The following is a 25,864-nucleotide window of genomic DNA, read 5'->3' on the forward strand; positions in this document are numbered from 1 at the left end:
TTTCGCGTGATGACCAGCGGCAAAATCGGGATGGCGGGTCTGATGCTCTGCATCGGCTTGGCCGGATGCGAGAAAGACGTGATCCTGGAGGGAGAGCGTTTTCCGGTGCGCACCCCGCTTGAGGATTCGCTGCAAGTCGAAGGCCAGCCCGCACCGGTTGCGCCGCCGGCGCAACCCGCCAATACCGCGGTGCCGATCTCACTGCCGCGCGCCTCGGCCAATGCCGATTGGAGCCATCGCGGCGGCAATGCCCACCATGCCTCGAGCAATGGCGCGCTGTCGGCCAATCCGCAGCGGGTGTTCAGCGTGAACATCGGCGCAGGCGACAGCAAACGCGCACGCATCGCCTCGTCGCCCATCGTCTCGGGCGGGCGGGTGTTCACCATGGATGCGACCTCGCGCGTGGCGGCAACCTCAACCGGGGGGGCGGCACTTTGGCAGGTCAGCATCGCGCCCGAGTCGGGCGACGCCAGCAATGTCGTGGGCGGTGGTCTGGCGGCCAGCGGCAACCGGATTTACGCGACCTCGGGCTATGGCGAGCTGGTGGCGCTGGATGCCAGCACAGGCGGCATTGCTTGGCGGCAACGCTTTGACAGCCCGATCACCGGCGCACCGACGGTTGTTGGCAATGTGGTCTATGCACTGGGCCGCGACGGTTCGGCGGTTGCGGTCACTGCCGATAACGGCAAGCAGATCTGGCAACAGGCGGGCGCGCCCAACGCCAGCGGCATGATCGGCACGGCCTCGGTTGGGGTGGATGGCGATACCGTGGTGCTGCCCTTCGCCAGTGGCCAGATTTCTGCCGTGCAGGCAGGCAGCGGCGATCCGATCTGGAACGCAGGCGTCTCGGGTCAGCGCTTGGGCCGCAGCTATGGCGGCATGGGCGATGTGACGGGCGACCCGGTGATGGTCGGCAACACTGTGTATCTCGGCACTGCCGCAGGCCGCACCGTGGCGATCAACCAAACCACAGGCGCGCGGATCTGGACCGCCAACGAGGGCGCGCTGAACCCGCCGCTGGTGGTGGGCGGCTCGGTGTTCGTGGTCAACGACGAGGCGCGTCTGGTGCGGCTGGATGCCGCGACGGGTGAGGTGATCTGGTCGATCGAGATGCCGTATTTCGTCAAGGACAAGCCGAAGAAACGTCAGGCGATCTATGCGCATTATGGCCCGGTTCTGGCAGGCGGGCGCATCGTTGTCGCCTCCAGCGATGGCAGCCTGCGCGGCTTTGATCCGACCAATGGCAATCTGGTGTTCAACGTCGAAATCCCTGGCGGTGCGGCCTCGGCCCCGGCGCTTGCACAGGGAATGCTGTTCGTTGTCGGCGGCAATGGGCAACTTCACGCTTTCCGTTAAGGCCTTTGGCGTGTATGGGGGCAGCTTAGTTATACCCGGACGCCTGAAATGAGCTTTACCCTTGCCATCGTCGGCCGCCCCAATGTGGGCAAATCGACGCTATTCAACCGCCTTGTCGGGCGCAAACTGGCGCTGGTCGATGACCAGCCCGGTGTGACGCGCGACCTGCGCGAGGGCGATGCCAAGCTGTTCGACCTGCGCTTTACCGTGATCGACACCGCCGGTCTGGAGGAAATCACCGACGACAGCTTGCAAGGCCGCATGCGCCGCCTGACCGAACGCGCGGTGGATATGGCCGATGTCAGCCTGTTCGTGATTGATGGCCGCGTTGGTGTCACACCGTCGGATGAAACCTTCGCCGATATCCTGCGCAAAAAAGGCGCGCGGGTGATCCTCGCCGTAAACAAGGCCGAGGGCAAAGCTGGTGACGCGGGGGCCTTGGAAGGCTGGTCGCTGGGTCTGGGCGAGCCGTTGCGGATTTCCGCCGAACACGGCGAGGGCATGGACGATCTCTACCACATGCTGCTGCCGCTTCAGGGCGAATTTGCCGAGCGTGAGGCCGAGAATACCCCCGACACCGAAGTCGATGTGTCGGAAGAAGATGCGGAACTGGAGCAGGATGTCGAAGCCTTCCGCCCCACCGCCAAGAAACCGCTGCAAATCGCGGTGATCGGGCGGCCGAATGCCGGAAAATCGACGCTGATCAACAAGATCCTTGGCTATGACCGTCTGCTGACCGGGCCCGAAGCTGGCATCACCCGCGATGCGATCTCGGTCCGCGCCGAGTGGATGGGCACGCCGATCAAGATTTTTGACACGGCGGGGATGCGCAAAAAGGCGCGGATCAACGAAAAGCTGGAAAAGCTGTCGGTCTCGGATGGCATCCGTGCCGTGCGCTTTGCCGAAGTGGTGGTGGTGCTGCTTGACGTGGAAATCCCGTTCGAAGTGCAAGACCTGCGCATCGCCGATTTCGCCGAAACCGAAGGCCGCGCCGTGGTGATCGCCATCAACAAATGGGATCTCGAGGACGAAAAGCAGGAAAAGCTGGCTGAGTTGAAAGAGATGTTCGAGCGTCTGCTGCCGCAGTTGCGCGGCGCGCCGATGATCACTGTCTCGGGCAAAACCGGGCGCGGCTTGGATCGTCTGCACGACGCCATCCTGAAAGCGCACGAAGTCTGGAACCGCCGTATCCCGACCGCGCGGCTGAACACCTGGCTGGGGGCGATGATCGAATCGCATCCGCCACCGGCACCGGGCGGGCGGCGCATCAAGGTGCGCTATATGACGCAGGTCAAACAGCGCCCGCCGGGGTTTGTGGCGATGTGTTCGCATCCCGATGACATGCCCGACACCTATCGCCGCTATCTGGTCAACGGCCTGCGTGAGCATTTCGACATGCCCGGCACCCCGATCCGCCTGACCTTCCGCGGTCAGGGCGACCGCAACCCGTTCAAGAACCCCAAGTTCCACACGCCAAGCCGCCTGCGGAAGCACAAGGAAAAGAACACCGGGCAATAGCGTTGGCTTTTTTAACTACGCCGCCCCGGACTTGATCCGGGGCCTCTGCGTTTCCGGGGCGGCGTGTCGATATTAGGAAAGCGCAGACCGGCCTGGGGCTCCTCAGCTTTTTTCTGTCTCGTCAGGTAAGCTACACCACATCTTGTGGAAAGCGTCAAAAAACCGGGCGAAAAGCACAAGTCATTCCCAGATGGGAATGATTTTGCGCCGTCTGTTCAACCAGCCCGACCTCGCCATTGCATCAGCGTCACCGCCGCCATCACCACCGCACCGGCCAGCGCGGCATAGGCCACCGTCGGGTTGTTGCTCCAGCTTTTGACGACGATGCCCACAATCGCCCAAACGATTGTCGCGCCGTAAATCGGCATCCTGGGCCGCATGATCTGCACCGCAATGGCCACCACCAACACAACGGCCAGCATCGCAAGCGCTGCGCCCGTGTCCGGCAAAATGCCATAGCCCGCCAGAATCACCCCGGTTGACACTGCCGAAGCCGCAGTCAACCAGCCTGCGTAAATCGCAAGCGGGGCAGCCAACAGCCATTGATCCTGCGCGGGGTCCGCCACCAGATAGGCATACACCGCTGTGGCCGCCATCACCACAATCGCCACCGCCGCAGGGATCGGCGCTGCCACCGCAATCGCCAGCCAAACCGTGCCCAGCAAAACCGAAGCCGTCAGCGCCGGGGCAGGCCGCAAGAACGCCGCATCCCCGCGCCGCTTGATCAAGCCAAACCCGGCATGGGCGATCAGCCACAGATAAATCAGCCCCCAGATCGCAAAGGCATAGCCCGCAGGCTGCACACTTGGATGCGCGATCTGCACCGGAAATGTCGCCGGGTCATAACCCCGGAATGACGGCGTGAAAGCAGGCGCTGCGGCAAAAGCCAGCGTCGCGATGAACAGGGCGGGTTGGATGATGCGTTTCATACTCTGATTACGTCTGAAACGCGGTTTGGTTCACTCCAAAACGCCTGCTGCCGAAATTCGCGTCTTGCCGCGCAGATAGGGATGCAGCGCTTTTGGCAGATCGACCGAGCCATCGGCCTGCTGGCCGTTTTCCAGCACCGCGATCAGGCAGCGCCCCACCGCAAGGCCCGAGCCATTCAGCGTGGCGACAAACTCGGGCTTGCCACCCGGCACTTTGAAGCGCGCATTCATCCGGCGCGCCTGAAACTGGCCGCAGGTGGAAACGGAAGAGATCTCGCGATATTTGTTCTGCCCCGGCAACCAAGCCTCAAGGTCATGGGTTTTCTGCGCGCCAAACCCCATGTCGCCGGTGCACAGCACGATCGTGCGATAGGGGATTTCCAGCTTTTCCAGGATCGCCTGCGCGCAATTCGTCATCCGCTCATGCTCGGCAAGCGCGGTGTCGGGCGTGCAGATCGTCACCATCTCGACCTTTTCAAACTGGTGCTGGCGCAACATACCGCTGGTGTCCTTGCCCGCTGACCCGGCTTCCGAGCGGAAGCATTGGGTATGCGCCGTCATGCGGATCGGCAGCGCCGATTCCTCCAGCACATCGCCCGCAACCGAGTTGGTCAGCGTGACTTCCGAGGTCGGGATCAGCCACCAGCCGTTGGTGGTCTGATAGCTGTCTTCCGCGAATTTCGGCAACTGATTGGTGCCATACATCGCATCTTCCTTGACCAGAACCGGAGTCCAGGTCTCGGTCAGCCCGTGTTCCTCGATATGGGTGTCGAGCATCATCTGCGACAGCGCCCGATGCACGCGGATCACCGCGCCTTTCAGCACCACAAACCGCGCGCCCGAAAGTTTGGCTGCGGTCTCGAAATCCATGCCCGGCTTGACGCCCGCGATGTCGAAATGCTCGCGCGGGGTGAAATCGAAATTGCGCGGATTGCCCCAGCGGCGAATTTCGACGTTGTCATCCTCATCCGCGCCATCGGGCACCTCGGCCAGTGGCAGGTTCGGCAGGCCCATCAACAGATCGCGCAACTCGCGGTCGAACTGCTCGGCCTCGGCCCCCAATGCCGCCACTTCGGATTTCTTCTCGGCCACCAGCGTGCGCAGGCGGTTGAACTCGGCCTCATCGCCGCGCGCTTTGGCGGCACCAGCCTCTTTCGAGGCGGCGTTCTGCGCGGCCTGCGCAGTTTCCGAGGCAAGGATCTTGCCGCGCCGCGCTTCGTCCAGTTTCAGGATGGTTGCCGAGATACCCGACAGACCACGGCGTTCCAGAGCGGCTTCAAAAGCGGCGGGGTTGTCGCGGATGGCGCGGATATCGTGCATGGCTGGCCTCTTGCAATCAGAATGGGCAGGTTATGCCCGATTTGGATGCTTAGGGGAAGGGCGGGCGGCCATGGTCGTCAAACATCGCGGCTGGCGCAACTTCAACGGGTTATCAGCGGTTCTGGCTTGCCCGTTGCCGCAAAAATCTGCGCCCGCGCCTGCAACTTCCGCATCTATGCCGGCGTAACGCTTAGGCTGACCTTGTAGCGCGATTTGTAAACGCAGAGTTGCCGAAGTTGCTCTAGGTGTGTCGGACAGAATGCGTTAAGCGGGGCAGGGAAGCGGAGCAGGTTGTGGCAGAAACGACAGTAAAAGCAGGTTACAGGCGGTCGGTGGACCTTGCGCGGTTCGTGGCCGCCTTTGGCATCGTGTGGGATCATGCCCGCGCGCCGTATGCTGACATCGGCTATACCGCCCTTGCGCTGTTTCTGGTGCTGACTTCATTTCTGGCAGTCGGTTCGTTTGAGCGGTCAGATGGCAAAGGCTTTTGGCTGTCGCGGGCACAGCGTATCGCCCTGCCGTGGCTGTTCTGGTGCGCGTTTTACTGGGTGGTCTATCATGTGGTGTCGGACGAGCCGTTTCAGCTGCTGTCAGACCCATGGACATTGCTGATCGGCCCTTCCATTCATCTGTGGTTCCTGCCGTTCGTGATGATCTTTCTGGTCACAATTCCGTGGGTGTCGCGGTTTATCAACAGCCCCGTGCGGATGTATATCGCGGCCACGCTGCTGGTGCTGGTGTCGATCCCGCTGGGATTGATGCACGCCAAACTGGCCCCGGCGGCTTGGTTCATCAACCCGGAAGGTTTTCCGCAACCGCTGCCGCAATGGTTCTTTTCGCTGCCGCTGTTCTGGTTTGGCGCCGTTCTGGCGGCGGGCAAGCGCATGGGGCTGGTTTGGCCTGCGCTTGCGGCGGCGGCTGTGGTCAGTGTGGTCTTGTATCAGCGCAGCCCGGAATTTGCCTCGGTTCAGATGATCCTTGTGGCGGTGATTTTCGAAGCGATATGGCGGGTAAATATCAAGGGAACCTGGACGACTTGGCTGGCTGGTTTCGCCTTTGGCATCTACCTTTTGCACCCAGCGACGATGCTGGTGGCGTTCAAGCTGTTTTCCGATACAGTGGACCGCAGTTTTGCCGCACTCTTCGCCTTTGCGCTGGCTTGGGCGCTGACGGCGGCCTTTCAGCGGGTGCCGGGGATCAATCGGTTTCTGTAGCCGGGGCGACGGCGGCATCCCGATTGGCGGCTTGCCAAAGCTCGGTCAGTGACTGGCCCTTGCGTCCCCAGTTGTCGGTGTCGATCTCGTCAATCACCACGAAGATATATTCAGGATTGCGGCCGAGTTCTTTGACCAAAACCTCGGTCATGCCGCGGATCACTGCGCGTTTCTGTTCGACCGTGGCAATGCCTTTGGCGATTTCAACTTTGACATATGGCATGATGGCCTCCGTTTTGACCCGAAAAGGGGCGCGCGACATTCTCGCATAGAACACGATTTGGGATGATCCTGCGGAAATTTCACGCGAAAAGCGCGCACCAGACTGGTTTGCCACGCCAAAGCGCTTAGATCGGCGTTGGCTTGCCTATCTAGCCAACCGCAGATAGGGTGCCCGCCGACAAATCCGGGGGAAAACCCCCAAATGAGAGGACTTCCATGTTCGTGACCCCCGCTTTCGCGCAAACCGCTGGTGCTGCTGGTGCAGGCTCGGCTTTCGCTTCGTTCCTGCCGCTGGTTCTGATCTTCGCGATCATGTATTTTCTGCTGATCCGTCCGCAGCAAAAGAAAATGAAAGACCTCAAGGCGATGGTTGATGGCTTGCGCCGTGGCGATCAGGTGCTGACCCAAGGCGGCATCATTGGCAAAGTCAGCAAAGTGGGCGATGATGGTATCCTTGAAGTGGAAATCGCCGAAGGTGTGAAGGTGAAAATGCCGCGCCACACCATCGCGCAGGTGATGAACAAGACCGAGCCTGCAAAAACCGCGTGATGTTCTGGCCCATCGGCCAGTTTTCGATGATCCCGACCCCAAACTGAGACACACATCATGCTTTATTCGCCGCTGTGGAAGCGCCTTCTGATCCTTGCGCTGTGCGCTTGGGGTATCGTTGGCGCGCTTCCCAACCTGTTCTACACACAAGTCGAGGCGCATAATGACGCGGCCACCGCGATAGAGGCCAGCGCCGGGGCTGCGACGCCCGAGCAAACGGCGGCCTTGGCGGAATGGCCGTCGTTCTTGCCGAGCAATCTGGTCAATCTGGGTCTGGATTTGCGCGGCGGCGCGCATCTGCTGGCCGAGGTGCAGGTGGCGGATGTCTATGCCCAACGCATCGACAGCCTGTGGCCGGAAGTGCGCGACGCCTTGCGTGATGTGCGCGATCAGGTGGGTGCGGTGCGGCGGATGCCTTCGGTGCCGGGTGTGCTGCGGGTGTCGGTGGGCAATGCCGATGGCATGGCGGCTGCGGTGGCCAAGGTGCAGGCCTTGGCCTCGCCGGTGGCCAGCCTGACCGGGGTGGGCCAGAAGGATCTGGAAGTCAGCGCCGAGGGGCAAGAAATTGTCGTGCAACTGTCCGAGCCCGAGCGGGTGGCGACTGATACCCGCACCATGCAGCAAAGCCTCGAGATCATCCGCCGCCGCGTCGATGCAGTGGGCACGCGCGAGCCGACGATTCAGCGCGAAGGCACCGACCGGATTTTGATCCAGGTGCCGGGTTTGGGATCGGCCGCCGAGTTGAAGGCGATCATCGGCACCACCGCAAAGCTGACCTTCAACACCGTGGTGGGGCGCACGACCAATCCTGCAACCGATCCGGGGCCGCGCAATTCGCTGCTGGCTGCTGCCGATGAAAAGGATGTCTATTACATCGTCGCCGATGAGCCGGTGGTGTCGGGCGAGGAGTTGACCGATGCACAGCCGTCGTTCGATCAGAACGGGCGGCCTGCGGTCAGTTTCAAATTCAACGTCTCGGGCGCGCGGAAGTTCGGCGAATACACCTCGGCCAACATTGGCCAGCCGTTTGCCATCGTGCTGGATGACAAGGTGATCTCGGCCCCGACGATCCAGAGCGCCATTCAGGGTGGCTCGGGCATCATCACCGGCAATTTCACGCTCGACGAGTCAACCAATCTGGCAGTTTTGCTGCGGGCAGGCGCCTTGCCCGCCAAGATGAACTTCCTGGAAGAGCGCACGATTGGCCCGGAACTGGGTCAGGACAGCATTGATGCCGGCAAAACCGCCGCGATCATCGGCATCGTGGCGGTGTCGCTGTTCATGTTGGCGTCCTATGGCCTATTCGGACTGTTCGCCAATATTGCGCTGATGATCAACATGGCGCTGATTTTCGCGGTGCTGTCGGCGATTGGCGGCACGCTGACCCTGCCAGGTATCGCCGGGATCGTGCTGACCATTGGTATGGCGGTGGATGCCAACGTGCTGGTCTATGAACGCATCCGCGAGGAATTGCGGATACACAAGACCACAGCGCGGGCGATCGAGATTGGCTACGAACGTGCAATGTCGGCGATTGTCGATGCCAACATCACCACGCTGATCACCGCGGCCGTGCTGTTCTTCCTTGGTGCAGGCCCTGTGCGAGGATTTGCAGTCACTTTGGGCATCGGGATCATCACCTCGGTATTCACGGCATTGTGGGTGACGCGTTTGATCATCTCGATCTGGTTCAACTGGCGTAAGCCCAAAGAAATCGTGGTGTAAGGAGAAAACTCATGGCTTGGCGTTTGCGACTTGCACCCGAGAAAACCAATTTTGACTTTTTCCGCCATCAATGGCTGACCTTCGGCGGCTCTGTGGTGCTGATGCTGGCGGCGTTCCTGTTCTGGGGCACCGAGGGGCTGAACTACGGCATCGACTTCAAGGGCGGCACCACCTTGCGCACAGACTCGACGCAGCCGATTGATGTCGGCGCCTACCGAACGGCGCTGGAGGGTCAGCCGGTGGGGGATGTGGTGATCACAGAGGTGTTTGACCCCTCGTTTCGCGCCGATCAGCATGTGGCGATGATCCGGCTGTCATCCGTGGAATCGGACCAAGCGGTTAGCGAATCCGAACTTGCGTCAGTAAAATCGGCTCTGACCAAGCTGGACCCCGGCATCAAGTTTGTCTCGGAAGAAACCGTTGGGCCGAAGGTCTCGGGCGAATTGGTTTACACTTCGATCCTCGCGATGACCGTGACCTCGATTGGCATCATGCTGTATATCTGGATGCGGTTCGAATGGCAGTTTGCCTTGGGCGGCGTGCTGGCGCTGCTGCACGACGTGTTCATCACGGTCGGCATTTTCGCGTTCTTCCAGATCAAGTTTGACCTTACCATCGTGGCGGCCTTGCTGACCATTTTGGGCTATTCGATCAACGATACAGTGGTGGTGTTTGACCGACTTCGGGAAAACCTTGTGAAATACAAGACCATGCCGCTGCGCGATGTGATGAACCTGTCGGTGAACGAAACCCTCAGCCGGACGCTGATGACCTCGATCACCACCTTGATTGCGGTGGGGTCGATGATGGTGTTTGGCGGCGATGTGATCCGGGGCTTTTCGTTTGCGATCTTCATGGGCGTGCTGCTGGGGACCTATTCCTCGGTTTATGTCGCCAAGAACATCGTGCTGATGATCGGCTTGGACCGCAGCGAAAAGCCGAAGAATGGCAAGCCTTCGGACCATGAATTCGCCAATATCGACGCCTGACATGCGCCTGACCGAGATCACCTATGGCGCGGCTTTGGCGATAGAGGGCTATGGGCCGGGGTTTTTCCGCGTCGGCACCCATATCCTGCGCGGGCCAAGCCTGATCACGCCTTGGGATGCCGGGGCTTGGGGCGGCATTGCCGACACCGCCGCGCCATTGTCGCTGGCGGGCAAGATCGACGTTTTGCTGTTGGGGCTGGGCGCGGATATCGCCGTGGTGCCGCGCGCCTTTCGCGAAGCGCTTGAGGCGCAGGGCATTGGTGTTGAGCCGATGAACACCCCCGCCGCCTGCCGCACTTATAACGTGCTGCTGGGCGAGGGGCGGCGGATCGCGGCGGCAGTCCTGCCGGTTTAAGCGCAGCCGCCCCAGATCAACTCCGGGGCGGCGTTGCGATCACCACAGATGATGCACTTCGGGCGCGATCAAGCGCGTGTAAATCTCGCGCGCTTTCGCCATCGTGGCGGCGGGCAGCGGGGCGAGTGCATCTGCCTTGGCATTGGCCGCGGCCTGCGCGGGCGATTTCGCGCCGGGGATCACCACCGTCACCGCGTCTTCCATCAGAATCCAGCGCAGCGCGAATTCGGCCATGCTGGCCCCTTGCGGCACCAGCGGGCGCAATTCCTCAACCGCCTGCAAAGCGATGTCATAGGGCACGCCTGAGAAAGTCTCGCCCTTGTCGAACGCCTCGCCATTGCGGTTGAAGGCGCGGTGATCATCGGCGGCAAACTGGCTTTGCGCGGTCATTTTCCCGGTCAGCAGGCCCGAGGCCAGCGGCACCCGCACGATGACGGCGACGTTCTGCGCCTTGGCCGCCTGAAAAAATGCCTCGGCGGGGCGCTGGCGGAACAGGTTGTAGATGATCTGCACCGAGACCACGCCGGGGTTCTTGATCGCCGTCATCGCCTCGGCAATGGTTTCCACCGACACACCATAGGCGGCAATCTTGCCCTTGGCCTTGATCGCTTCCAGTGCCGCAAACATCTCGGGGTTGGCATAAACCGGGGTCGGCGGGCAGTGCAATTGCACAAGGTCGAGACACTCGACGCCAAGGTTCTGCAAGGAACGGTCGATAAACGCCTCGATCGCCGCGCCGGTATAGGCTTCGGCCACATGCGGGTTCAGCCGCCGCCCGGCTTTGGTGGCGACAAACGGGCGCGCGCCGCCGCGTTCGGCCAGAACCTCGCGGATGATCCGTTCCGAACGGCCATCGCCATAGACATCGGCGGTGTCGATAAAGCTGACGCCGGCATCAAGGCTGGCGTGCAGCGCGGCCTTGGCATCCTGCAGCGAGACCTCGCCCCAGGTGCCGCCGATGGCCCAAGCACCAAAGCCAAGTCGGGTGGTGGTTTTGCCGGTGCGGCCGAATGTGGTGGTGGAAAGGGTCATAGAAGTCTCCTGTTTGCGGGCAATATAGGTGGGTGCGCGGGAAAGGCCATGCTGTCGCAGGGCCTTTTCGCATCCGCTGCGATGGGTTAGGGGTAAGTCATGGAGATGCAGGTGCGTGATCTTGCCGTGGCGCGTGGTGGTGTGACGGTGTTGCAAGGGGTGACGTTTCGGCTGGCTCCGGGGCGGGCCTTGGTGCTGCGCGGCCCGAATGGCATCGGCAAGACCACGCTGCTGCGCACTTTGGCAGGGTTGCAGCCACCTGTCGCGGGCGCAGTGACGGTGCCGTCCGAGGCTGTGGCTTATGGCGCGCATGCCGATGGCGTCAAGGCGGTGCTGACGGTGGCCGAGAATCTGGCGTTTTGGGCAGCAGCCTACGGCACGCATCAGGTGGCGGCGGCGATGGATGCGATGAATTTGCAAGGCTTGGTCCATCGGCGGGCGGCGCATCTGTCGGCAGGGCAAAAGCGGCGGCTGGGTCTGGCGCGGCTGTTGGTGACGGGGCGGCCGATCTGGCTGCTGGACGAGCCGACGGTGTCGCTGGATACCGCCTCGGTCGCGCTGTTCGCGGGTGTGGTGGCGCGGCATCTCAGCGCGGGCGGATCGGCGCTGATCGCCAGCCATATTGATCTGGGGCTAGAGGCCGAGGTGCTGGATCTGACCCCGTTCAAGGCGCAGCCGGGTCACGCGCTGGCGGGCAAGGCTTTGGCCGGTGCGTTTGATGAGGCCCTCGAATGATCGCGCTTTTGCTGCGCGATCTGCGGCTTGCGATGCGGGCGGGTGGCGGCTTTGGTCTGGCGCTGGCGTTCTTTCTGCTGGTCGCGGTGATCGTGCCTTTGGGTGTCGGGCCAGAGCCTGCGGTGCTGGCCAAGATCGCACCGGGGATCCTATGGGTGGGCGCGCTGCTGGCCTGTCTGTTGTCGCTCGACCGTATTTTCGCGCTGGATTACGAGGATGGCAGCCTTGATCTGCTGGCGACCTCGCCAATGCCGCTGGAGGCGGTGGTGGCGGTGAAATCCGGCGCGCATTGGCTGGTGACGGGGCTGCCCTTGGTGGCGGTGTCGCCCGTGCTGGGGCTGCTGTTGAACCTGCCGGTTTCGGGCTATCTGTGGCTGGTGGTGTCTTTGGCGCTGGGAACGCCTGCGCTGTCGGTGATCGGGGCGTTTGGCGCGGCCTTGACGGTGGCGGTCAAGCGCGGTGGCTTGTTGATGAGCCTGCTGGTGCTGCCGCTTTACATGCCGACGCTGATTTTCGGTGCCGAAGTTGTGAAGCGCGGCGCGCTGGGTTTGGCGGTAGGCACACCTTTGGCGCTGCTGGCGGGGATCACGGCGGGGGCGGTGGCGCTGTTGCCGTTCGCCTCGGCTGCGGCGATCCGCGTCAATCTGCGGTAGGGCGAGAATGAGGATGAGGATGTCGATCTGGGAATATGCGAACCCCAAGCGGTTCATGCAGACCTCGGGCCTGCTGTTGCCTTGGGTGACGGCGGCGGCGGTGCTGTGCCTTGTGGTTGGGCTGATCTGGGGAGCGTTTTTCACGCCGGATGCCGACAAGTTCGGATCAACGGTGAAGATCATCTATCTGCATGTGCCGGCTGCGATGATGGCGATTTCGGCTTGGATGATGATGCTGGTGGCCTCGCTGATATGGCTGATCCGGCGGCACCATGTCAGCGCCTTGTCGGCCAAGGCGGCGGCGCCTGTGGGGTTGACCTTTACGTTGATCGGGCTGGTGACGGGGGCGATCTGGGGGCAGCCGATGTGGGGGACGTGGTGGGCTTGGGATCCGCGGCTGACCTCGTTCCTGATCCTCGCGCTGTTCTATCTGGGCTATATTGCGCTGTGGGAGGCGGTTGAAGACCCCGACACCGCCGCCGATTTGACCAGCGTTTTGTGCATTGTCGGTTCGGTATTTGCATTTCTGTCGCGCTATGCGGTGCTGTTCTGGAACCAAGGGCTGCATCAGGGCGCGAGCCTGTCGCTGGACCGCGAAGAGCACGTGGCGGATGTCTATTCCACCCCGCTTTACGTCTGCATCGCGGGCTTTATCCTGTTGTTCGTAACCTTGGTGCTGATCCGCACCCGGACCGAAATCCGCGCCCGCCGCGTGCAGGCACTGTTGTCGCGGGAGAGGTTGGCATGATCGATCTGGGCAAATATGCAGGCGCGGTGATCGGGTCTTATGCGGCTTCGGTGGCGCTGATCGTGGTTCTGGTTGCGTTATCGATATGGAAATCGGCGCGGGTAAAGCGGGCGCTGGCAGAGGTCGAAGCGCGGGCGGCGCGGCCCGTGCAAGTGCAATCTGGCGGAGAAAAATGATGGCCAAATGGTTGATGTATCTGCCGCCGCTGCTGTTTGTCGGCTTGGCTGCGACGTTTTACGTTGGCATGCAGCGGGATGATCCGCAAAACCTTCCCTCGGTGTTCATCGACAAGCAGGCCCCGGCGCTGAATGCGGGTGCGCTGCCGGGATTTCCGGCGCTGACCGACGCGGAATTACGCACGGGCAAGGTGACGGTGGTGAATTTCTGGGCCAGTTGGTGTCCGCCGTGCCGCGCCGAGAATGGCACGCTCAAGGCACTGGCTGCCGAGGGTATTCATGTGGTGGGCGTCAATATGATGGACCGCCCCGATGATGCGGCGGCGTTTCTGGCGGATGATGGCAATCCATTTGCGGCCATAGCCTTTGACCCGAAGGGCAAGACCCGGCTGGATTGGGGTGTAACCGCGCCGCCCGAAACCTTCATCCTGCGCGGTGATGGCACGGTGGCCTACAAGTTCATCGGGCCGATGGTGGGCGATGATTACCTGCAACGCTTCCGGCCTGAATTGGACAAGGCCTTGGCGGAATGAGCGCGCGTCTGGCGCTGGCGCTGATTATGATGGCCGCGCCTGCGCTGGCCAAACCCGGCACGCCGGGGCCTGCCTATTTCACCGGCAGCTATGATCGGGTGGGGCGCAGCGGGGGCGCCAATCCGCTGTTGCTGAATGACCGGGTGACGATTGCGCCAGAGGGGCAGGGCGTGGCGATTGCCGGATGTTCTGGTCCGGTCGCGCAGATGAGCTTTGGCCCGGCGTTCGAGGTGGTCAATCTGATGACTGGCACGCGGGCCGGGATTGCGGTGGACTGCCTGTTTCACAACAACGGCTACAACCGCCCGATCCTGACCTGTCGGCTGACCGATGGTGGCGCGTTTACGCTGTGGCCCTTGCCTGCGGGCAGCGCTGCCTGCGAGTGATCAGGCCAGCAGCAGCGCCAGACCGATCAGGCCCAGCAGCAGACATTCTGTCAGCGGCAGGGCTTGCAGCTGATCTGTGGCGAGGCGGGTTGCCGTGGTGGCTTCGGGCGGTGTCAGCGGGGGAAAGCGTTGCGGCATCGGGGGCACCTTTTGATGATATGCCGCAAGGATATCTGCAAGAACTTAACGAGAACATAAGCGATCCTGCCAAAATGATTGCTGTGAAACCGAGCGGTATCGCGCTGCGGTCAGGTGAACAGGCTGTAAAGGAGCGCCGCCCAGAATGCGGTGCCACCGAGGATGGTGGGCAGAATCCACCAACTCGCGGTGCCGTCCGGGCCGTCGTTTGCGGGGTCATCCGGGGCAGGTCGGGGGTGCGGCAACTCTGCGTGGCCTTGGCCTGACGCTTGATGGGATGGCTTTGGGGCCCGTGGCGGTTGAGCCGGTGCCGGTTGAGATTGTGAGTCGGCTTGGCACAACATGCGGGATCGTCCCAGAATTGAACTGTCGATCCTTTTTACAACCTAAGGTGTATCAATGTTATCGCAAATGCAACCAGGTGGAGTTTTTTCTGCCGGGGGCGGGGAAGGCATGGCGATCAGCCCTGCTGATCTTTGCGGCGAAGCGCATGTATGGCAATGCGGCAGTATGGGGGAAATATAAATGAAATCATTATCTTGCTGAATCCCATCGCCTTGGCCACATTGGGCGGCGCGCGATATTGGAAACATTGAGTTTCCAAATCGGGTTCAATCGGCGCAGGCAGATGTGGCGAAGATGACAAGCACCCCGAGGCGTGCTTGTCATCATTTCAAAGCCGAGCGTCGCTTAACGCGAGGCCAGATCGCGCAGCACGTAATGCAGCACGCCACCGTGTTCGACGTATTCAATCTCGATCTCGGTGTCGATGCGGCACTTGATGTCGATCACTTTCACCGAACCGTCGCCATAGGTGATGGTGCAGGGCACGGTTGACAGAGGTTTCAGATCGCCGGAGAGGCCATCGATGCTGACCACTTCATCACCCTTGAGGCCAAGGGTCTTGCGGGTCGCCCCACCGGTGAACTCGAACGGGATCACCCCCATGCCGACGAGGTTGGAACGGTGGATACGCTCGAACGATTCGGCGATCACGGCCTTTACACCCAGCAGCGCCGTGCCCTTTGCCGCCCAGTCACGGCTGGAACCTGCGCCGTATTCGATGCCGCCGAAGATCACCAATGGCGTGCCTGCCGCTTGGTAAGCCATCGAGGCATCAAAGATCGAGGTCTGCACGCCATCCGGGCCCTTGGTGTAGCCGCCTTCGACGCCATCCAGCATCTCGTTCTTGATGCGGATATTGGCGAAAGTGCCGCGCATCATCACCTCATGGTTGCCACGACGGGCACCGTAAGAGTTGAACTCGGAAACCGGAACTTGCCGTTCGGTCAGATACTTACCAGCCGGTGTTGCAGCTTTGAACGAACCAGCCGGGCTGATGTGGTCGGTGGTGATCATGTCGCCCAGCAGTGCGAGAACACGCGCGCCATGGATATCGCTGATCACCCCCGGCGTTTTCGCCATGCCTTTGAAATAGGGCGGGTTCTGGATGTAGGTCGAGGTCGGCGGCCAGTCGTAGGTTTCCGAATCCGTCACCTTCACCGCCTGCCATTTCTCATCGCCTTTGAACACATCGGCGTATTTCTTCTGGAAAGCGGCACGGGTGACGGTGGATTCGACCAGATCGGCGATCTCTTGATTGGTCGGCCACACGTCTTTCAGGTAAACCGGGCCATTGGTGCCCATGCCCAAGGGTTCCTTGGTCAGGTCGATGTTCATATCGCCAGCCAGCGCATAGGCCACGACCAAGGGCGGCGAGGCGAGATAGTTGGCGCGCACATCGGGGGAAATGCGGCCTTCAAAGTTGCGGTTGCCGGAGAGGACTGCAGTGGCGACCAGATCGCCCTCGGCAATCGCTGCCGAAATCGCCGGGTCCAACGGGCCAGAGTTGCCGATGCAGGTGGTGCAGCCGTAGCCGACCAGATTGAAGCCGACCGCATCCAGATCGTCTTGCAGGTTGGCGGCGTTGAGATACTCGCTGACCACCTGAGACCCCGGTGCCAGCGAGGTTTTCACCCAAGGCTTTGATTTCAGGCCAAGTTGGCGGGCTTTGCGTGCGACCAGACCAGCGCCGATCATCACATAGGGGTTCGAGGTGTTGGTGCAAGAGGTGATCGAAGCGATCACCACTTTGCCCGACGACATGGTGAAATCATGGCCCTTCACCGCGACTTCATTGCCCAAGGCGCGCTTGAAGCTGTCGTTCATTTCTTTCGCGAAAGAGGCCTTGGCATCGGTCAGTGGGAGATAATCCTGCGGGCGTTTCGGGCCGGAAATGGCGGGCACGATGGTGCCCATATCAAGGTGCAGGGTGCTGGTGTAGATCGGATCGTAGGCTTCATCGCGCCACATGCCGTTGGCCTTGGCGTAAGCCTCGACCAAGGCGATGCGGCTTTCCTCGCGCCCGGTATTTCGCAGGTAGCGGATCGTCTCGCCATCAATCGGGAAGAAGCCGCAGGTTGCGCCATATTCCGGTGCCATGTTGGCGATGGTGGCACGGTCGGCCAGCGGCAGGCGATCCAACCCCTCGCCATAGAATTCGACGAATTTGTTGACCACGCCATGCTTGCGCAGCATCTGCACGACTTTCAGCACCAGATCCGTGGCGGTCGTGCCTTCAACCATTTGGCCGGTCAGTTTGAAGCCGACAACCTCGGGGATCAACATGGAAACCGGCTGGCCCAGCATCGCGGCCTCGGCCTCGATCCCGCCGACGCCCCAGCCCAGAACGGCCAGACCGTTGACCATGGTGGTGTGGCTGTCGGTGCCAACGAGCGTGTCAGGATAGGCGACCATTTGGCCGGTCTGATCGGTATCGGTCCAGACGGTTTGCGCCAGATATTCCAGGTTCACCTGATGGCAAATCCCGGTGCCTGGAGGCACGACGCGGAAGTTGTTGAAGGCGTTTTGTCCCCATTTCAGGAAGACATACCGCTCCATATTCCGCTCATACTCGCGATCCACGTTGGCTTGGAATGCACGCGGGGTGCCGAATTCGTCGATCATCACCGAGTGGTCGATCACAAGGTCAACGGGTGCCAGCGGGTTGATGCGCTGCGCATCGCCGCCCAAGCCCTTGATGCCGTCGCGCATCGCCGCCAGATCGACCACCGCCGGAACCCCGGTGAAATCCTGCATCAGCACGCGGGCAGGGCGGTACGCGATTTCGCGCGGGTTTTTGCCCGCCAGTTTGCCCCAATCGGAAAACGCGCGGATGTCATCGACCGAGACGGTCTTGCCGTCTTCAAAGCGCAACATATTCTCCAGCACCACTTTCAGCGCGGCGGGCAGGCGCGAAAATTCGCCCAAGCCCGCAGCCTCGGCGGCGGGGATCGAGTAATACGAAACGCTTTGTCCGCCGGCGGTCAAAGTCTTGCGGGTTTTGCTGCTGTCGTGTCCAACGGTGACGGTCATGTGGCGCTCCTGCTGTTGACGGATTGCTTTGGCTTTGCCCTAAGGACGAGCGCGAAGCAAGGGAATCATCTTTGGTATTGTGGCTATTGTATGCAATGGTATGCCGAAAATCCAGTGTCGAATTGGGTTGTTGCGGCGCAGTTGAACGGTAACTCTGGAACGGTTGTGTGAAATTTCTGTCAGCAAGGCTCGCAAAACCTTGATTGGCGGCGGCGGCCTTGCTTCATGTAGAACAAAAAACACGGCTTAAAGATCGGAAAACCCCCATGTCGCATCATTTGTTCAGCACGGCCCGTCTTGGTGTGATCGGCGGTCTTGTGCTGTGCGCATCGGCGGCGATGGCTGAGTCGGAGCAGGGTGTGGTGGTAGAGCTTTACACCTCGCAAGGGTGTTCGTCTTGCCCGCCTGCGGATGAGCTGATGGCAAAACTGGCGCAGACGCCGGGGGTGATCGGGTTGTCGCTGCATGTCGACTATTGGGATTACATCGGCTGGACCGATACATTTGGCCAACCCGGCTTTACCGAGCGGCAAAAGGCCTATGCCCACGCAGCCGGTGAAAAGATGATCTACACGCCGCAAATGATCGTGGCGGGCAATGCGCGGGTGGCGGGCAATCAACCACGCGCGGTAGCACAAGCCTTGGCGGCGGTGCAGCCCAGCCCGGTCGTGCTTTCGCTGAACCGCAAAGGCACTGATCTTTTGATAACTGCCACGGCAACGCAGGCTTTGGCCAATCCGGTGGCGGTGCAATTGGTGCATTACACGGACCGCGCCGAAGTTGAAATTGAGCGCGGCGAAAACTCGGGGCTGAAGGTGGCCTATAACAACATCGTCACCGCGTGGCAGAAGGTCGGCGATTGGTCTGGAGTAGAGCCGCTGCAGATGGTGACGCCCGCAGGCAGTGGCCCGGTGGTGGTGATCCTGCAATCGCGCGCATCAGACGGCGTTGGCCCAGCACAGATTATCGCCGCCGCGCGGTTGAAGTGATCAGCGCCAGCGGCGATGAATCCAGAACCACTGACCGGGATGGGCTTTAACGCGGGCCTCCAGGCTACGGGTCAGGGCGGTGGTCATCTCCAGCGGCGTGCTGTGCGGGATCGGGGCCTCAAGTTCGACGGCAAAGCTGAGGCCATCGGGCTGGCGGGTGGCATAGAACGGGATCAGATCAGCCTTGTAGCGCAGGCTAAGTTCGGCGGCTGACAGCGCGGTGCGCGCAGGCTCGCCCAGAAAGTCAATGTAATCGCTGCCCGCGCGCTGATCGAACAGCAAAACCAGCAGGCCCCCGGCCTTCAGATGTTTGACGAATCCGGTGGTGCCCGCGCGCCCCTGCGGAAAGATCGGGCCGCCGAACGCCTCCATCGTCTGCACATAATGCGCGTTAAAATAACGGTTCGACATCGGGCGATACAGGCCGCCAATGGTGTAACCCTGCGCTACAAGGCAGGCGCGGGCGGCCTCGTAGTTGCCGAAATGCCCCGAGACCAGAATTACCGCACGCTTTTCCGCCTTTGCCTTGTCCAGTGCCGCCACCCCCGGCCCCTGTGGGGTCAGTTTTGACTGGCGGGCCAGAAATCCGGCTGTCGAATAGTTCTCGATCAGCGTTCTTCCTGCGTTATCAAGCGATTCCGAGGCGATCTTCTTGCGTTGATTTAACGGTATATCCGGCCAGATCAGCGCCAGATTCTGCATCGCGCGTTGCCTATAGCCTGCGATGCGCCCAACCGGGCCGCGCAGCACCCAGCCCAGCAGTGGCACCCGCAGCCGATACGGCAAGGCAAGGCCCAAGCCAATCAGGCCGCGCACCACAAGGTTTTGCGCATAGGCAAGAGGTTGAAAGGCGGGGTCAGACATCGGTCAACGCTTGATGGTTTCGCGGTGCCAGACATAAAGCCCGGACCCCGCGATCACAAGCGCGCCGATCATCGTCCACATGTCGGGGTATTCGCCATAAAACGCGATGCCGAACAAGGTGGCGTACAGGATGCCCAGATAGGAAAACGGCGCAATCGCCGAGGCTTCGGCCATCGAAAAGGCCCGGATCAGGCAGAATTGCGCGGCGGTGCCAAGGCAGCCCAAGACTGCAAAGCGCGGCAGATCTGCCAGCGCGATTGGTTGCCAGACAAAGCAAACCGCAATGCTGGTCGCCACCGCGCCGAACAAGGCCGCGTGCAGCATCGACGTGGCGGGGCCTTCCTTTTGTCCGACAAGGCGGGTCAGCAGGGCCGAAGCCGCATAGCACATCGCGCAAGCCAAGGGCAGCAGCGCCGCCGGGGTGAACAGCCCTGCACCGGGCCGGATGATCATCAGCGCACCGATCATAGCCACCACCACGCCCGCTATACGGCGCGGCCCCAGCTTTTCGCCCAGAAACAGCGCGGCGCCCAGCGTGATCAGCAGCGGGCTCATATCCGCAAGCGCGGTGGCTTCTGCCAGACCGATATAGCCAAGGCTCAGGAAAAACAGCCCAGTGGTTGCTAGTTGAAAGCTGGATCGCGCCAAATGCAGCCAAGGGTAAGGCGTGCGTAGGGTGGGGCCAATGCGTTTGGGTCCCAGAATCGCCAGCACCAGCATTGCTTGGCCGATAAAGCGCGCCCAAACTACCTGTGCTGTGGGATAGCTTTGCAGCAATCCCTTCGCCACGGCATCCATGGTGCTAAACATCGCCACCCCCAGCATCAGCGTCAGGATGCCCTTGCGGGTGGCGGCGGCGGTGGGCAGGGCTTTAAGAGCGGACATGCGGCGAACCCTATGCGGGCTGCCGCGCTGCGACAAGAGCCGCTGGCTATTCCTCATCCTGAATAAGTGCCAGTTCCCCGGCGGCTTCCAACTGGCGGACAGCAGCGATGATCTGGTTCATCGCATCTTCGGCGTCTTTTTCCTTCACCCGGCCACGTGCGGTGACTTCCTCTCGGAGCCCCTGCGCCATGCGTTGCGACATGTTGGCCAGCAGAAATTCGGCTGCCGCCTGCTTTTCCGGGTCTTCGCCGCTGGCGGCAAGCGCGCTGACCAGTTGCGCCTGATCGACAACCCGGATCAGCTTGGGCACATCGCGCCCCAGCATCCGCTTGGGCAGATGCACATAGGTGAAAATCGCCCGGCGCACCTGCTGGGCAAAGCCTGCATCCGTCTCATCCAGACCTTTCAGCACGTCTTCGCGCGTCAGCGCTGGCGAGACGTTCAGAATAGCGCCGACCCGTTCCACCGGATTGGCCTGAAACGCGCGCAGGGGCTGTGCTTCCAACTGGCTCGCCAGCGAAATGCCGATGCGCCGCACTGTTTCGGGATCGACATTGCTGGTTTGTGACACCGCATAGGCCACCCGCCGCGCCTTGTCGCCGGGGAGTTTGCCCAATAATTCCGCAGCCTTGGCAACTGGCAGCTTCGAGAGCATCACCGCCCCGACCTCGATGCTTTCCTCCTCCAGCACCGGCAGCAGGGTTGGCACCGGCATCGCCGTCAGCCGCTCCCACGGGTCACTCGAGGCGCTGCTGGCGGCCAAGCGGCGCAGGCGGCTGGCGGCATTGGCCGAGATATGACCATCCATCATCGCAAGCGCGGCCTCGATCCCGCCGGGAAAGGACAAGCCGACCTGATCCAGCTCGGCCATGAATTCTTCGATCACCGCCGCCAGAGTGCGCCGATCCACCGTGCGCATCTGCGCCATCTGTTCGGCCAAATCCGCCTGCATCGGTTCGGGTAGTTTCGCCAAGGGCAAGCTGCCGCCCTCGGTCAGCAGAAACTGCACGATGATCGCAGCTTTCTGGCGCGCGCTGGGTCCGCGCGCGACAACCGCCCGCTGCGCTGGCGTGATCCGTGCCAGAACTGTTGGTTCGTTTGTCATGGAAATCCCCTGATCCATTCTGGTTCAGGGGTTAGAATGACAGTCACCGGTTAAAGCGGGGTTTAAGCCCCAAACACCCGCTTGAAAATCGTATCGACATGTTTGGTGTGATAGCCGATGTCGAACTTTTCCTCGATCTGCGCCGGGGTGAGGGCGGCGGTTACTTCGGGATCAGCGAGCAGCTCGGTCTTGAAATCCGCGCCATGCTCCCAGACCTTCATCGCGTTGCGCTGCACCAGACGGTAGCTGTCTTCGCGGGAAACGCCGGCTTGGGTTAGCGCCAGCAGCACGCGCTGGCTCATCACCAAGCCTTTGAACTGGTTCATGTTCTTCAGGCAGTTTTCCGGGTAGACCACCAGCTTTTCGACCAGCCCCGCCAGACGGTGCAGCGCGAAATCCAGCGTGATGGTGGTATCGGGGCCGATGGCGCGCTCCACGCTGGAATGGCTGATGTCACGCTCATGCCACAGCGCCACATTCTCCAGCGCGGGCGTTACCGACATGCGCACCAAGCGCGCAAGGCCGGTGAGGTTTTCCGACAGCACCGGGTTGCGTTTGTGCGGCATGGCGGACGAGCCCTTTTGGCCGGGGCTGAAGAATTCCTCCGCCTCCAGCACCTCGGTGCGCTGCATGTGGCGGATCTCGATCGCGACGTTTTCGATGCTGGAGGCGATCACACCCAAGGTGGCGAAGAACATCGCGTGGCGGTCGCGCGGGATGACTTGGGTGGAGATCGGCTCGGGCGTCAGGCCAAGCTGGGCGCAGACATGTTCTTCCACCGACGGGTCGATATTGGCGAAAGTGCCGACAGCGCCGGAAATCGCCCCGGTGGCGATTTCGGTGCGGGCGGCTTGCAGGCGGGCGCGGCCCCGCGCCATTTCGGCGTAGAACCGCGCGAAGGTCAGGCCCATCGTGGTGGGTTCGGCATGGATGCCATGGCTGCGGCCAATGCGGACGGTGTTTTTATGCTCGAAGGCGCGCGTTTTCAGCGCTGCCAGAACCCGGTCCATCCCCGCCAGCAGCAGATCAGAGGCGCGGACGAGTTGCAGATTGAACGTGGTGTCCAGCACGTCAGACGAGGTCATGCCTTGGTGGACAAAGCGGGCTTCCTCGGCACCGATATGTTCGGCGAGGTGGGTCAGAAACGCGATCACGTCATGTTTGGTGACAGCCTCGATTTCATCAATGCGGGCCACATCGAAGGTCACGTCTTTGGCTTTCCAGACGGCGGCGGCGCTTTCTTTTGGGATCACCCCGATGGCGGCAAGCGCGTCGCAGGCATGGGCTTCGATTTCAAACCAGATGCGGAATTTGGCTTCGGGCGACCAGATGGCAACCATGTCGGGGCGGGAGTAACGTGGGATCATCAAGGCCTCCGGGTGGGCGTGGCAGGGATAGGGCGCTTTAGACCGGGGCGGGGCAAAGGGCAAGTATAGGGGCTGTCGCGGCAGTGGTTTGCTGCAAGCGAATGCGCTAGGCTTGGTTTCAAGCAGTTGCATAGAGGGTCAAATGCGCGCTTTGGCTTTGGTGGTGGCGATGCTGGCGGGACCAGCTTTGGCCGAGGAGTGGCAGACGCTGGATGGCGCGGCGATCACAGCGGCGTTAAGCGGGCATGTGGTGCATTACACCGATGGCACGCAGCAAAGCTTCAAGCCGGATGGCCAGACTATCTATAACAATGGCCGCGACAGTCTGGGCCATTGGGCGCTGCGCGGTGATCTTTATTGCTCGGTCTGGCCGCCTTCGGATATCTGGGCCTGCTATGGCGTCGCCGTGCAAGGCGCGCAGGTGAAGTTCATCGCGGGCGAGGGCAGCGCAACCGAGGGGGTGCTGGCCCCCTGAACGCGCCACACTACAGACAAATTCTTTCAAGCTGACGTGCCAAAATGGAGGGAATGATGGTCGAAACCGTTCAAGGCCGCGAAGTGACGATCGTGTTCGATGGCAAACGCTGCGTGCATTCGCGCAACTGCGTGTTAAGCCATCCAGAAGTGTTTGTGCCGAATGTGAAGGGGGAGTGGATTTACCCCGATGCGGCCCCGGCTGCCGAGGTGGTGCGGATCGGGCAGAATTGCCCCTCGGGCGCGATCCGGGTGCTGTGGAACGATGGAGCGCTAGGCTCAGATGTGCCGCCGGTGGTGAATACGCTGCGGGTGCGCGAGAATGGTCCGCTGGCGCTGGAAGCACCGATCCTGCTGGGCGGGGTGGTGCTGGACGCGCCGCGCGCGACGCTGTGCCGCTGCGGGGCATCGGCCAACAAACCCTATTGTGACGGCAGCCACACGTCGGCGGGCTTTACCGCCTCGGGCGAGCCTGCGGTGAAGGAATCTGAGGCTTTGGCCCTCCGCGATGGCGCGGTGGCGGTGCAGCCCCTGCCGAATGGGCCGCTGAAACTGGCGGGCAACTTGGAGTTGGTGTCAGGCACCGGCCGCACGGTGAACCGGGTGACGCAGGCGTTTTTGTGCCGTTGTGGGCATTCGGCGAACAAGCCCTATTGCGATGGCAGCCATAAAGCAGCGGGGTTTGTGGCAGAGTAGCTTTTTGTCAAAGGCTGTGCCGGTCTGCGCTGTAGAAGCCTCCGGCGGGGATATTCAGAAGACAGATGAAACTAGCCCAGCGGTAAGGATTTCACCTGTTCTTAAATATCCCCGCCGGAGGCTTCGGCAGATCAACCAAAGCAGCGTTTCAGGCTTGGCCCAGCAGCGCCGCGTCAAACGGATATTTCGTCAGGTTTTCAAACCCCGTCTCGGTGATCAGTACCTGGTCTTCCAGCTTGATCGAGAAATCACCGCCCTCGGGCGAGACCAAAGCTTCGACACACAGCGTCATGCCGGGCTGCAACGCCACATCGAATGCGCCATCGACATGGGCGTCGGGGTAGGGCACGAAGGGCCATTCATCGCAAAGGCCAACGCCGTGCATTTTGCAGGAATATTTCTGCTTCCAGTATTTATCCGCCAGTTGATGTCCGCCATGGGTCAGCTCGCGGATGGTCACACCCGGTTTCAGCATCGCCATATTCTGCTTGATATGGTCCATCGCATGCCCCATCGCCGAGATCATATCCGGGCGCGGGGCGCGGTCGCCTACCCACCAAGTCCGCGAAATGTCGGTGCAGATGCCATAAGCGCCGATCAGATCGGTATCAAAGGCGACGATTTCGTTGTTCGAGACCAGACGCGGGCCACATTCCTGAAACCACGGATTGGTGCGCGGCCCGGATGCCAGCAGCCGGGTTTCGATCCATTCACCCCCGCGGCGGATGTTGCCCTTGTGCAGTTCAGCCCAGATATCATCCTCGGACATATGTGCCAGAGGCACACCTGCGCGGGTGGCAATCTCCATCTCGGCAATCGCGGCCTCGCAGGCGTGATGCGCGCATTTCATCGCAAGTATCTCATCCGGGCCTTTGATCGCGCGGGTGCGCTCGGTGACTTCTTCACCCTCCATCACCTCAAACCCGGCGCGTTCCAGCGCGCGCAGACCGTTGATCATGATCTTGTCCACCGCAAGACGGCGGTTGCTGCCCGCATGCGCGCGCATTACCTCATCCACTTGCGCGGCAAAGCTGGAGGCATCGTCTGCCACTTTATCACCGCATACATTGTAGAAGAACGAGGCGCCAGAGCGCAGTTCCTTTACCAGCGGATTGAAATTCACCAGAAACGGCGCCTGTTTGTATTCCCAGACCACCATATGGCCATCGGCGCAGACCATGCAGGCGCGGAACGGGTTGTGGCTGTTCCAAAGCTGCATGTTGGTGGTGTCGGTGGCGTAGCGGATGTTCAACGGATCAAACATCAGGATCGCGCCGTAATCGCGGGCTTGCAGGCTGGCGACGATGCGTTGCCAGCGGAAGCTGCGCATCCGCTCCAGGTTCGGCAAGGCCAGCCCCGCCGCCGCCCACTCGGCAAAGGCCAGTTGAGTTGGGCCGATTTCGACCCGGTCATTGTCATTCGGGGTGCCATCGCCCAAGCGGTCGCCGCGTGCGGGGTCGATCTTGCGACGGGTTTCGGCGTAGGACATGGGCTGACTCCGATCTGGCAGGACTGCGGCGAAGGTGGCAGG

Annotated in this window: 27 protein-coding genes; 16 read left to right on the forward strand and 11 right to left on the reverse strand. The window is 61.5% G+C overall.

All coding sequences use genetic code 11. From position 1 onward, the window contains the following. The first annotated feature begins 9 nt into the window (after positions 1-9). Both ACFOGH_RS03375 and der read left to right on the forward strand, forming a co-directional pair. On the forward strand, positions 10-1,356 hold the full coding sequence (locus ACFOGH_RS03375) for an outer membrane protein assembly factor BamB family protein (RefSeq protein ID WP_380071645.1): 1,347 nt from the start codon (positions 10-12) through the stop codon (positions 1,354-1,356). A gap of 48 nt (positions 1,357-1,404) precedes the next feature. Further along, positions 1,405-2,874 (forward strand): ribosome biogenesis GTPase Der, encoded by a 1,470-nt coding sequence (der, locus tag ACFOGH_RS03380; RefSeq protein ID WP_380071646.1) that lies wholly within the window; start codon positions 1,405-1,407, stop codon positions 2,872-2,874. Positions 2,875-3,089: 215 nt separating this feature from the next. On the opposite strand, the gene ACFOGH_RS03385 is transcribed toward der, so the two are convergent. Both ACFOGH_RS03385 and serS read right to left on the reverse strand, forming a co-directional pair. Then, entirely contained in the window at positions 3,090-3,803 is a 714-nt protein-coding gene (locus ACFOGH_RS03385) for a hypothetical protein (RefSeq protein WP_380071647.1), read from the reverse strand. Positions 3,804-3,833: 30 nt separating this feature from the next. Next, positions 3,834-5,123 carry a serine--tRNA ligase gene (gene serS / locus ACFOGH_RS03390; RefSeq protein ID WP_380071648.1) on the reverse strand — a complete coding sequence of 430 codons (1,290 nt, stop codon included), beginning with the start codon at positions 5,121-5,123 and terminating at the stop codon, positions 3,834-3,836. A 293-nt stretch (positions 5,124-5,416) separates the two neighbouring features. Here serS and ACFOGH_RS03395 point away from each other — a divergent pair, with 293 nt between their 5' ends. Next, a complete protein-coding gene (locus tag ACFOGH_RS03395; RefSeq protein ID WP_380071649.1) occupies positions 5,417-6,337 on the forward strand; it encodes an acyltransferase family protein in 921 nt (306 codons plus the stop codon). Here the strand turns inward: ACFOGH_RS03395 and ACFOGH_RS03400 are convergent. Continuing rightward, positions 6,321-6,560 carry a tautomerase family protein gene (locus tag ACFOGH_RS03400; protein ID WP_380071650.1) on the reverse strand — a complete coding sequence of 80 codons (240 nt, stop codon included), beginning with the start codon at positions 6,558-6,560 and terminating at the stop codon, positions 6,321-6,323. The two genes, ACFOGH_RS03395 and ACFOGH_RS03400, sit on opposite strands and share 17 nt — an antisense overlap. A gap of 215 nt (positions 6,561-6,775) precedes the next feature. On the opposite strand from ACFOGH_RS03400, the gene yajC reads away from it, so the two are divergent. The 4 genes from yajC to ACFOGH_RS03420 are packed head-to-tail and all read left to right on the forward strand — an operon-like array spanning position 6,776 to position 10,177. Further along, on the forward strand, positions 6,776-7,108 hold the full coding sequence (gene yajC / locus ACFOGH_RS03405; RefSeq protein ID WP_380071651.1) for a preprotein translocase subunit YajC: 333 nt from the start codon (positions 6,776-6,778) through the stop codon (positions 7,106-7,108). Positions 7,109-7,165: 57 nt separating this feature from the next. Then, positions 7,166-8,833, forward strand: coding sequence for a protein translocase subunit SecD (secD, locus tag ACFOGH_RS03410; RefSeq protein ID WP_380071652.1), 1,668 nt, complete (start codon positions 7,166-7,168; stop codon positions 8,831-8,833). A gap of 11 nt (positions 8,834-8,844) precedes the next feature. Then, positions 8,845-9,822 carry a protein translocase subunit SecF gene (gene secF, locus ACFOGH_RS03415; RefSeq protein WP_380071653.1) on the forward strand — a complete coding sequence of 326 codons (978 nt, stop codon included), beginning with the start codon at positions 8,845-8,847 and terminating at the stop codon, positions 9,820-9,822. 1 nt (position 9,823) lies between these two features. After that, positions 9,824-10,177 carry an Mth938-like domain-containing protein gene (locus ACFOGH_RS03420; RefSeq protein ID WP_380073961.1) on the forward strand — a complete coding sequence of 118 codons (354 nt, stop codon included), beginning with the start codon at positions 9,824-9,826 and terminating at the stop codon, positions 10,175-10,177. A gap of 39 nt (positions 10,178-10,216) precedes the next feature. On the opposite strand, the gene ACFOGH_RS03425 is transcribed toward ACFOGH_RS03420, so the two are convergent. After that, complete coding sequence (locus ACFOGH_RS03425; protein WP_380071655.1) at positions 10,217-11,209, reverse strand: aldo/keto reductase; 993 nt, start codon at positions 11,207-11,209, stop codon at positions 10,217-10,219. A 99-nt stretch (positions 11,210-11,308) separates the two neighbouring features. On the opposite strand from ACFOGH_RS03425, the gene ccmA reads away from it, so the two are divergent. Genes ccmA through ACFOGH_RS03455 form a run of 6 tightly spaced genes read left to right on the forward strand, consistent with a single transcriptional unit; the run spans position 11,309 to position 14,440 of the window. After that, a complete protein-coding gene (gene ccmA, locus ACFOGH_RS03430; RefSeq protein WP_380071656.1) occupies positions 11,309-11,944 on the forward strand; it encodes a heme ABC exporter ATP-binding protein CcmA in 636 nt (211 codons plus the stop codon). Next, positions 11,941-12,597 (forward strand): heme exporter protein CcmB, encoded by a 657-nt coding sequence (ccmB, locus tag ACFOGH_RS03435; RefSeq protein WP_380071658.1) that lies wholly within the window; start codon positions 11,941-11,943, stop codon positions 12,595-12,597. The genes ccmA and ccmB overlap by 4 nt, the downstream gene beginning before the upstream one ends. A 19-nt stretch (positions 12,598-12,616) precedes the next feature. Then, complete coding sequence (locus tag ACFOGH_RS03440) at positions 12,617-13,345, forward strand: heme ABC transporter permease (RefSeq protein WP_380071660.1); 729 nt, start codon at positions 12,617-12,619, stop codon at positions 13,343-13,345. Next, complete coding sequence (gene ccmD, locus ACFOGH_RS03445) at positions 13,342-13,521, forward strand: heme exporter protein CcmD (RefSeq protein WP_380071662.1); 180 nt, start codon at positions 13,342-13,344, stop codon at positions 13,519-13,521. The genes ACFOGH_RS03440 and ccmD overlap by 4 nt, the downstream gene beginning before the upstream one ends. Then, complete coding sequence (locus ACFOGH_RS03450) at positions 13,521-14,054, forward strand: DsbE family thiol:disulfide interchange protein (protein WP_380071663.1); 534 nt, start codon at positions 13,521-13,523, stop codon at positions 14,052-14,054. Before ccmD ends, ACFOGH_RS03450 begins: the two co-directional genes overlap by 1 nt. Further along, entirely contained in the window at positions 14,051-14,440 is a 390-nt protein-coding gene (locus ACFOGH_RS03455; protein ID WP_380071664.1) for a hypothetical protein, read from the forward strand. The genes ACFOGH_RS03450 and ACFOGH_RS03455 overlap by 4 nt, the downstream gene beginning before the upstream one ends. Here the strand turns inward: ACFOGH_RS03455 and ACFOGH_RS03460 are convergent, their stop codons facing one another. Beyond that, positions 14,441-14,578: a hypothetical protein gene (locus ACFOGH_RS03460; protein ID WP_380071665.1), complete on the reverse strand. Its 138-nt coding sequence runs from the start codon at positions 14,576-14,578 to the stop codon at positions 14,441-14,443. Between the two features lie 690 nt (positions 14,579-15,268). Continuing rightward, positions 15,269-17,953: an aconitate hydratase AcnA gene (gene acnA, locus ACFOGH_RS03465; RefSeq protein WP_380071666.1), complete on the reverse strand. Its 2,685-nt coding sequence runs from the start codon at positions 17,951-17,953 to the stop codon at positions 15,269-15,271. A gap of 266 nt (positions 17,954-18,219) precedes the next feature. On the opposite strand from acnA, the gene ACFOGH_RS03470 reads away from it, so the two are divergent. Continuing rightward, positions 18,220-18,942 (forward strand): DUF1223 domain-containing protein, encoded by a 723-nt coding sequence (locus ACFOGH_RS03470; protein WP_380071668.1) that lies wholly within the window; start codon positions 18,220-18,222, stop codon positions 18,940-18,942. On the opposite strand, the gene ACFOGH_RS03475 is transcribed toward ACFOGH_RS03470, so the two are convergent. The 4 genes from ACFOGH_RS03475 to purB form a co-directional block, all read right to left on the reverse strand. Next, entirely contained in the window at positions 18,943-19,806 is an 864-nt protein-coding gene (locus tag ACFOGH_RS03475; protein WP_380071669.1) for a lysophospholipid acyltransferase family protein, read from the reverse strand. It abuts the gene before it with no gap. A gap of 3 nt (positions 19,807-19,809) precedes the next feature. Continuing rightward, complete coding sequence (locus tag ACFOGH_RS03480; RefSeq protein ID WP_380071670.1) at positions 19,810-20,691, reverse strand: DMT family transporter; 882 nt, start codon at positions 20,689-20,691, stop codon at positions 19,810-19,812. A gap of 46 nt (positions 20,692-20,737) precedes the next feature. Beyond that, entirely contained in the window at positions 20,738-21,796 is a 1,059-nt protein-coding gene (locus ACFOGH_RS03485) for a flagellar motor switch protein FliG (RefSeq protein WP_380071672.1), read from the reverse strand. A 62-nt stretch (positions 21,797-21,858) separates the two neighbouring features. Next, entirely contained in the window at positions 21,859-23,163 is a 1,305-nt protein-coding gene (gene purB, locus ACFOGH_RS03490; RefSeq protein ID WP_380071673.1) for an adenylosuccinate lyase, read from the reverse strand. A 142-nt stretch (positions 23,164-23,305) separates the two neighbouring features. On the opposite strand from purB, the gene ACFOGH_RS03495 reads away from it, so the two are divergent. Next, on the forward strand, positions 23,306-23,638 hold the full coding sequence (locus ACFOGH_RS03495; protein ID WP_380071674.1) for a hypothetical protein: 333 nt from the start codon (positions 23,306-23,308) through the stop codon (positions 23,636-23,638). 56 nt (positions 23,639-23,694) lie between these two features. Continuing rightward, positions 23,695-24,333, forward strand: coding sequence for a CDGSH iron-sulfur domain-containing protein (locus ACFOGH_RS03500; RefSeq protein ID WP_380071675.1), 639 nt, complete (start codon positions 23,695-23,697; stop codon positions 24,331-24,333). Positions 24,334-24,481: 148 nt separating this feature from the next. Here ACFOGH_RS03500 and dddP read toward each other — a convergent pair whose 3' ends face one another. Continuing rightward, a complete protein-coding gene (gene dddP / locus ACFOGH_RS03505) occupies positions 24,482-25,822 on the reverse strand; it encodes a dimethylsulfonioproprionate lyase DddP (RefSeq protein ID WP_380071676.1) in 1,341 nt (446 codons plus the stop codon). Positions 25,823-25,864: the final 42 nt, after the last annotated feature.

The sequence above is a fragment of the Cypionkella sinensis genome (genome assembly GCF_042646385.1).
Classification (GTDB): Bacteria; Pseudomonadota; Alphaproteobacteria; order Rhodobacterales; family Rhodobacteraceae; genus Cypionkella; species Cypionkella sinensis.

Excerpts from the sequence above, each read along its gene's own strand:
- ACFOGH_RS03375 (WP_380071645.1), top strand. The coding sequence starts at position 10 with ATGACCAGCGGCAAAATCGGGATGGCGGGTCTGATGCTCTGCATCGGC.
- der (WP_380071646.1), top strand. The coding sequence starts at position 1,405 with ATGAGCTTTACCCTTGCCATCGTCGGCCGCCCCAATGTGGGCAAATCG.
- ACFOGH_RS03385 (WP_380071647.1), bottom strand. The coding sequence starts at position 3,803 with ATGAAACGCATCATCCAACCCGCCCTGTTCATCGCGACGCTGGCTTTT.
- serS (WP_380071648.1), bottom strand. The coding sequence starts at position 5,123 with ATGCACGATATCCGCGCCATCCGCGACAACCCCGCCGCTTTTGAAGCC.
- ACFOGH_RS03400 (WP_380071650.1), bottom strand. The coding sequence starts at position 6,560 with ATGCCATATGTCAAAGTTGAAATCGCCAAAGGCATTGCCACGGTCGAA.
- yajC (WP_380071651.1), top strand. The coding sequence starts at position 6,776 with ATGTTCGTGACCCCCGCTTTCGCGCAAACCGCTGGTGCTGCTGGTGCA.
- secD (WP_380071652.1), top strand. The coding sequence starts at position 7,166 with ATGCTTTATTCGCCGCTGTGGAAGCGCCTTCTGATCCTTGCGCTGTGC.
- secF (WP_380071653.1), top strand. The coding sequence starts at position 8,845 with ATGGCTTGGCGTTTGCGACTTGCACCCGAGAAAACCAATTTTGACTTT.
- ACFOGH_RS03420 (WP_380073961.1), top strand. The coding sequence starts at position 9,824 with ATGCGCCTGACCGAGATCACCTATGGCGCGGCTTTGGCGATAGAGGGC.
- ACFOGH_RS03425 (WP_380071655.1), bottom strand. The coding sequence starts at position 11,209 with ATGACCCTTTCCACCACCACATTCGGCCGCACCGGCAAAACCACCACC.
- ccmA (WP_380071656.1), top strand. The coding sequence starts at position 11,309 with ATGGAGATGCAGGTGCGTGATCTTGCCGTGGCGCGTGGTGGTGTGACG.
- ccmB (WP_380071658.1), top strand. The coding sequence starts at position 11,941 with ATGATCGCGCTTTTGCTGCGCGATCTGCGGCTTGCGATGCGGGCGGGT.
- ACFOGH_RS03440 (WP_380071660.1), top strand. The coding sequence starts at position 12,617 with ATGTCGATCTGGGAATATGCGAACCCCAAGCGGTTCATGCAGACCTCG.
- ccmD (WP_380071662.1), top strand. The coding sequence starts at position 13,342 with ATGATCGATCTGGGCAAATATGCAGGCGCGGTGATCGGGTCTTATGCG.
- ACFOGH_RS03450 (WP_380071663.1), top strand. The coding sequence starts at position 13,521 with ATGGCCAAATGGTTGATGTATCTGCCGCCGCTGCTGTTTGTCGGCTTG.
- ACFOGH_RS03455 (WP_380071664.1), top strand. The coding sequence starts at position 14,051 with ATGAGCGCGCGTCTGGCGCTGGCGCTGATTATGATGGCCGCGCCTGCG.
- ACFOGH_RS03460 (WP_380071665.1), bottom strand. The coding sequence starts at position 14,578 with ATGCCGCAACGCTTTCCCCCGCTGACACCGCCCGAAGCCACCACGGCA.
- acnA (WP_380071666.1), bottom strand. The coding sequence starts at position 17,953 with ATGACCGTCACCGTTGGACACGACAGCAGCAAAACCCGCAAGACTTTG.
- ACFOGH_RS03470 (WP_380071668.1), top strand. The coding sequence starts at position 18,220 with ATGTCGCATCATTTGTTCAGCACGGCCCGTCTTGGTGTGATCGGCGGT.
- ACFOGH_RS03475 (WP_380071669.1), bottom strand. The coding sequence starts at position 19,806 with ATGTCTGACCCCGCCTTTCAACCTCTTGCCTATGCGCAAAACCTTGTG.
- ACFOGH_RS03480 (WP_380071670.1), bottom strand. The coding sequence starts at position 20,691 with ATGTCCGCTCTTAAAGCCCTGCCCACCGCCGCCGCCACCCGCAAGGGC.
- ACFOGH_RS03485 (WP_380071672.1), bottom strand. The coding sequence starts at position 21,796 with ATGACAAACGAACCAACAGTTCTGGCACGGATCACGCCAGCGCAGCGG.
- purB (WP_380071673.1), bottom strand. The coding sequence starts at position 23,163 with ATGATCCCACGTTACTCCCGCCCCGACATGGTTGCCATCTGGTCGCCC.
- ACFOGH_RS03495 (WP_380071674.1), top strand. The coding sequence starts at position 23,306 with ATGCGCGCTTTGGCTTTGGTGGTGGCGATGCTGGCGGGACCAGCTTTG.
- ACFOGH_RS03500 (WP_380071675.1), top strand. The coding sequence starts at position 23,695 with ATGGTCGAAACCGTTCAAGGCCGCGAAGTGACGATCGTGTTCGATGGC.
- dddP (WP_380071676.1), bottom strand. The coding sequence starts at position 25,822 with ATGTCCTACGCCGAAACCCGTCGCAAGATCGACCCCGCACGCGGCGAC.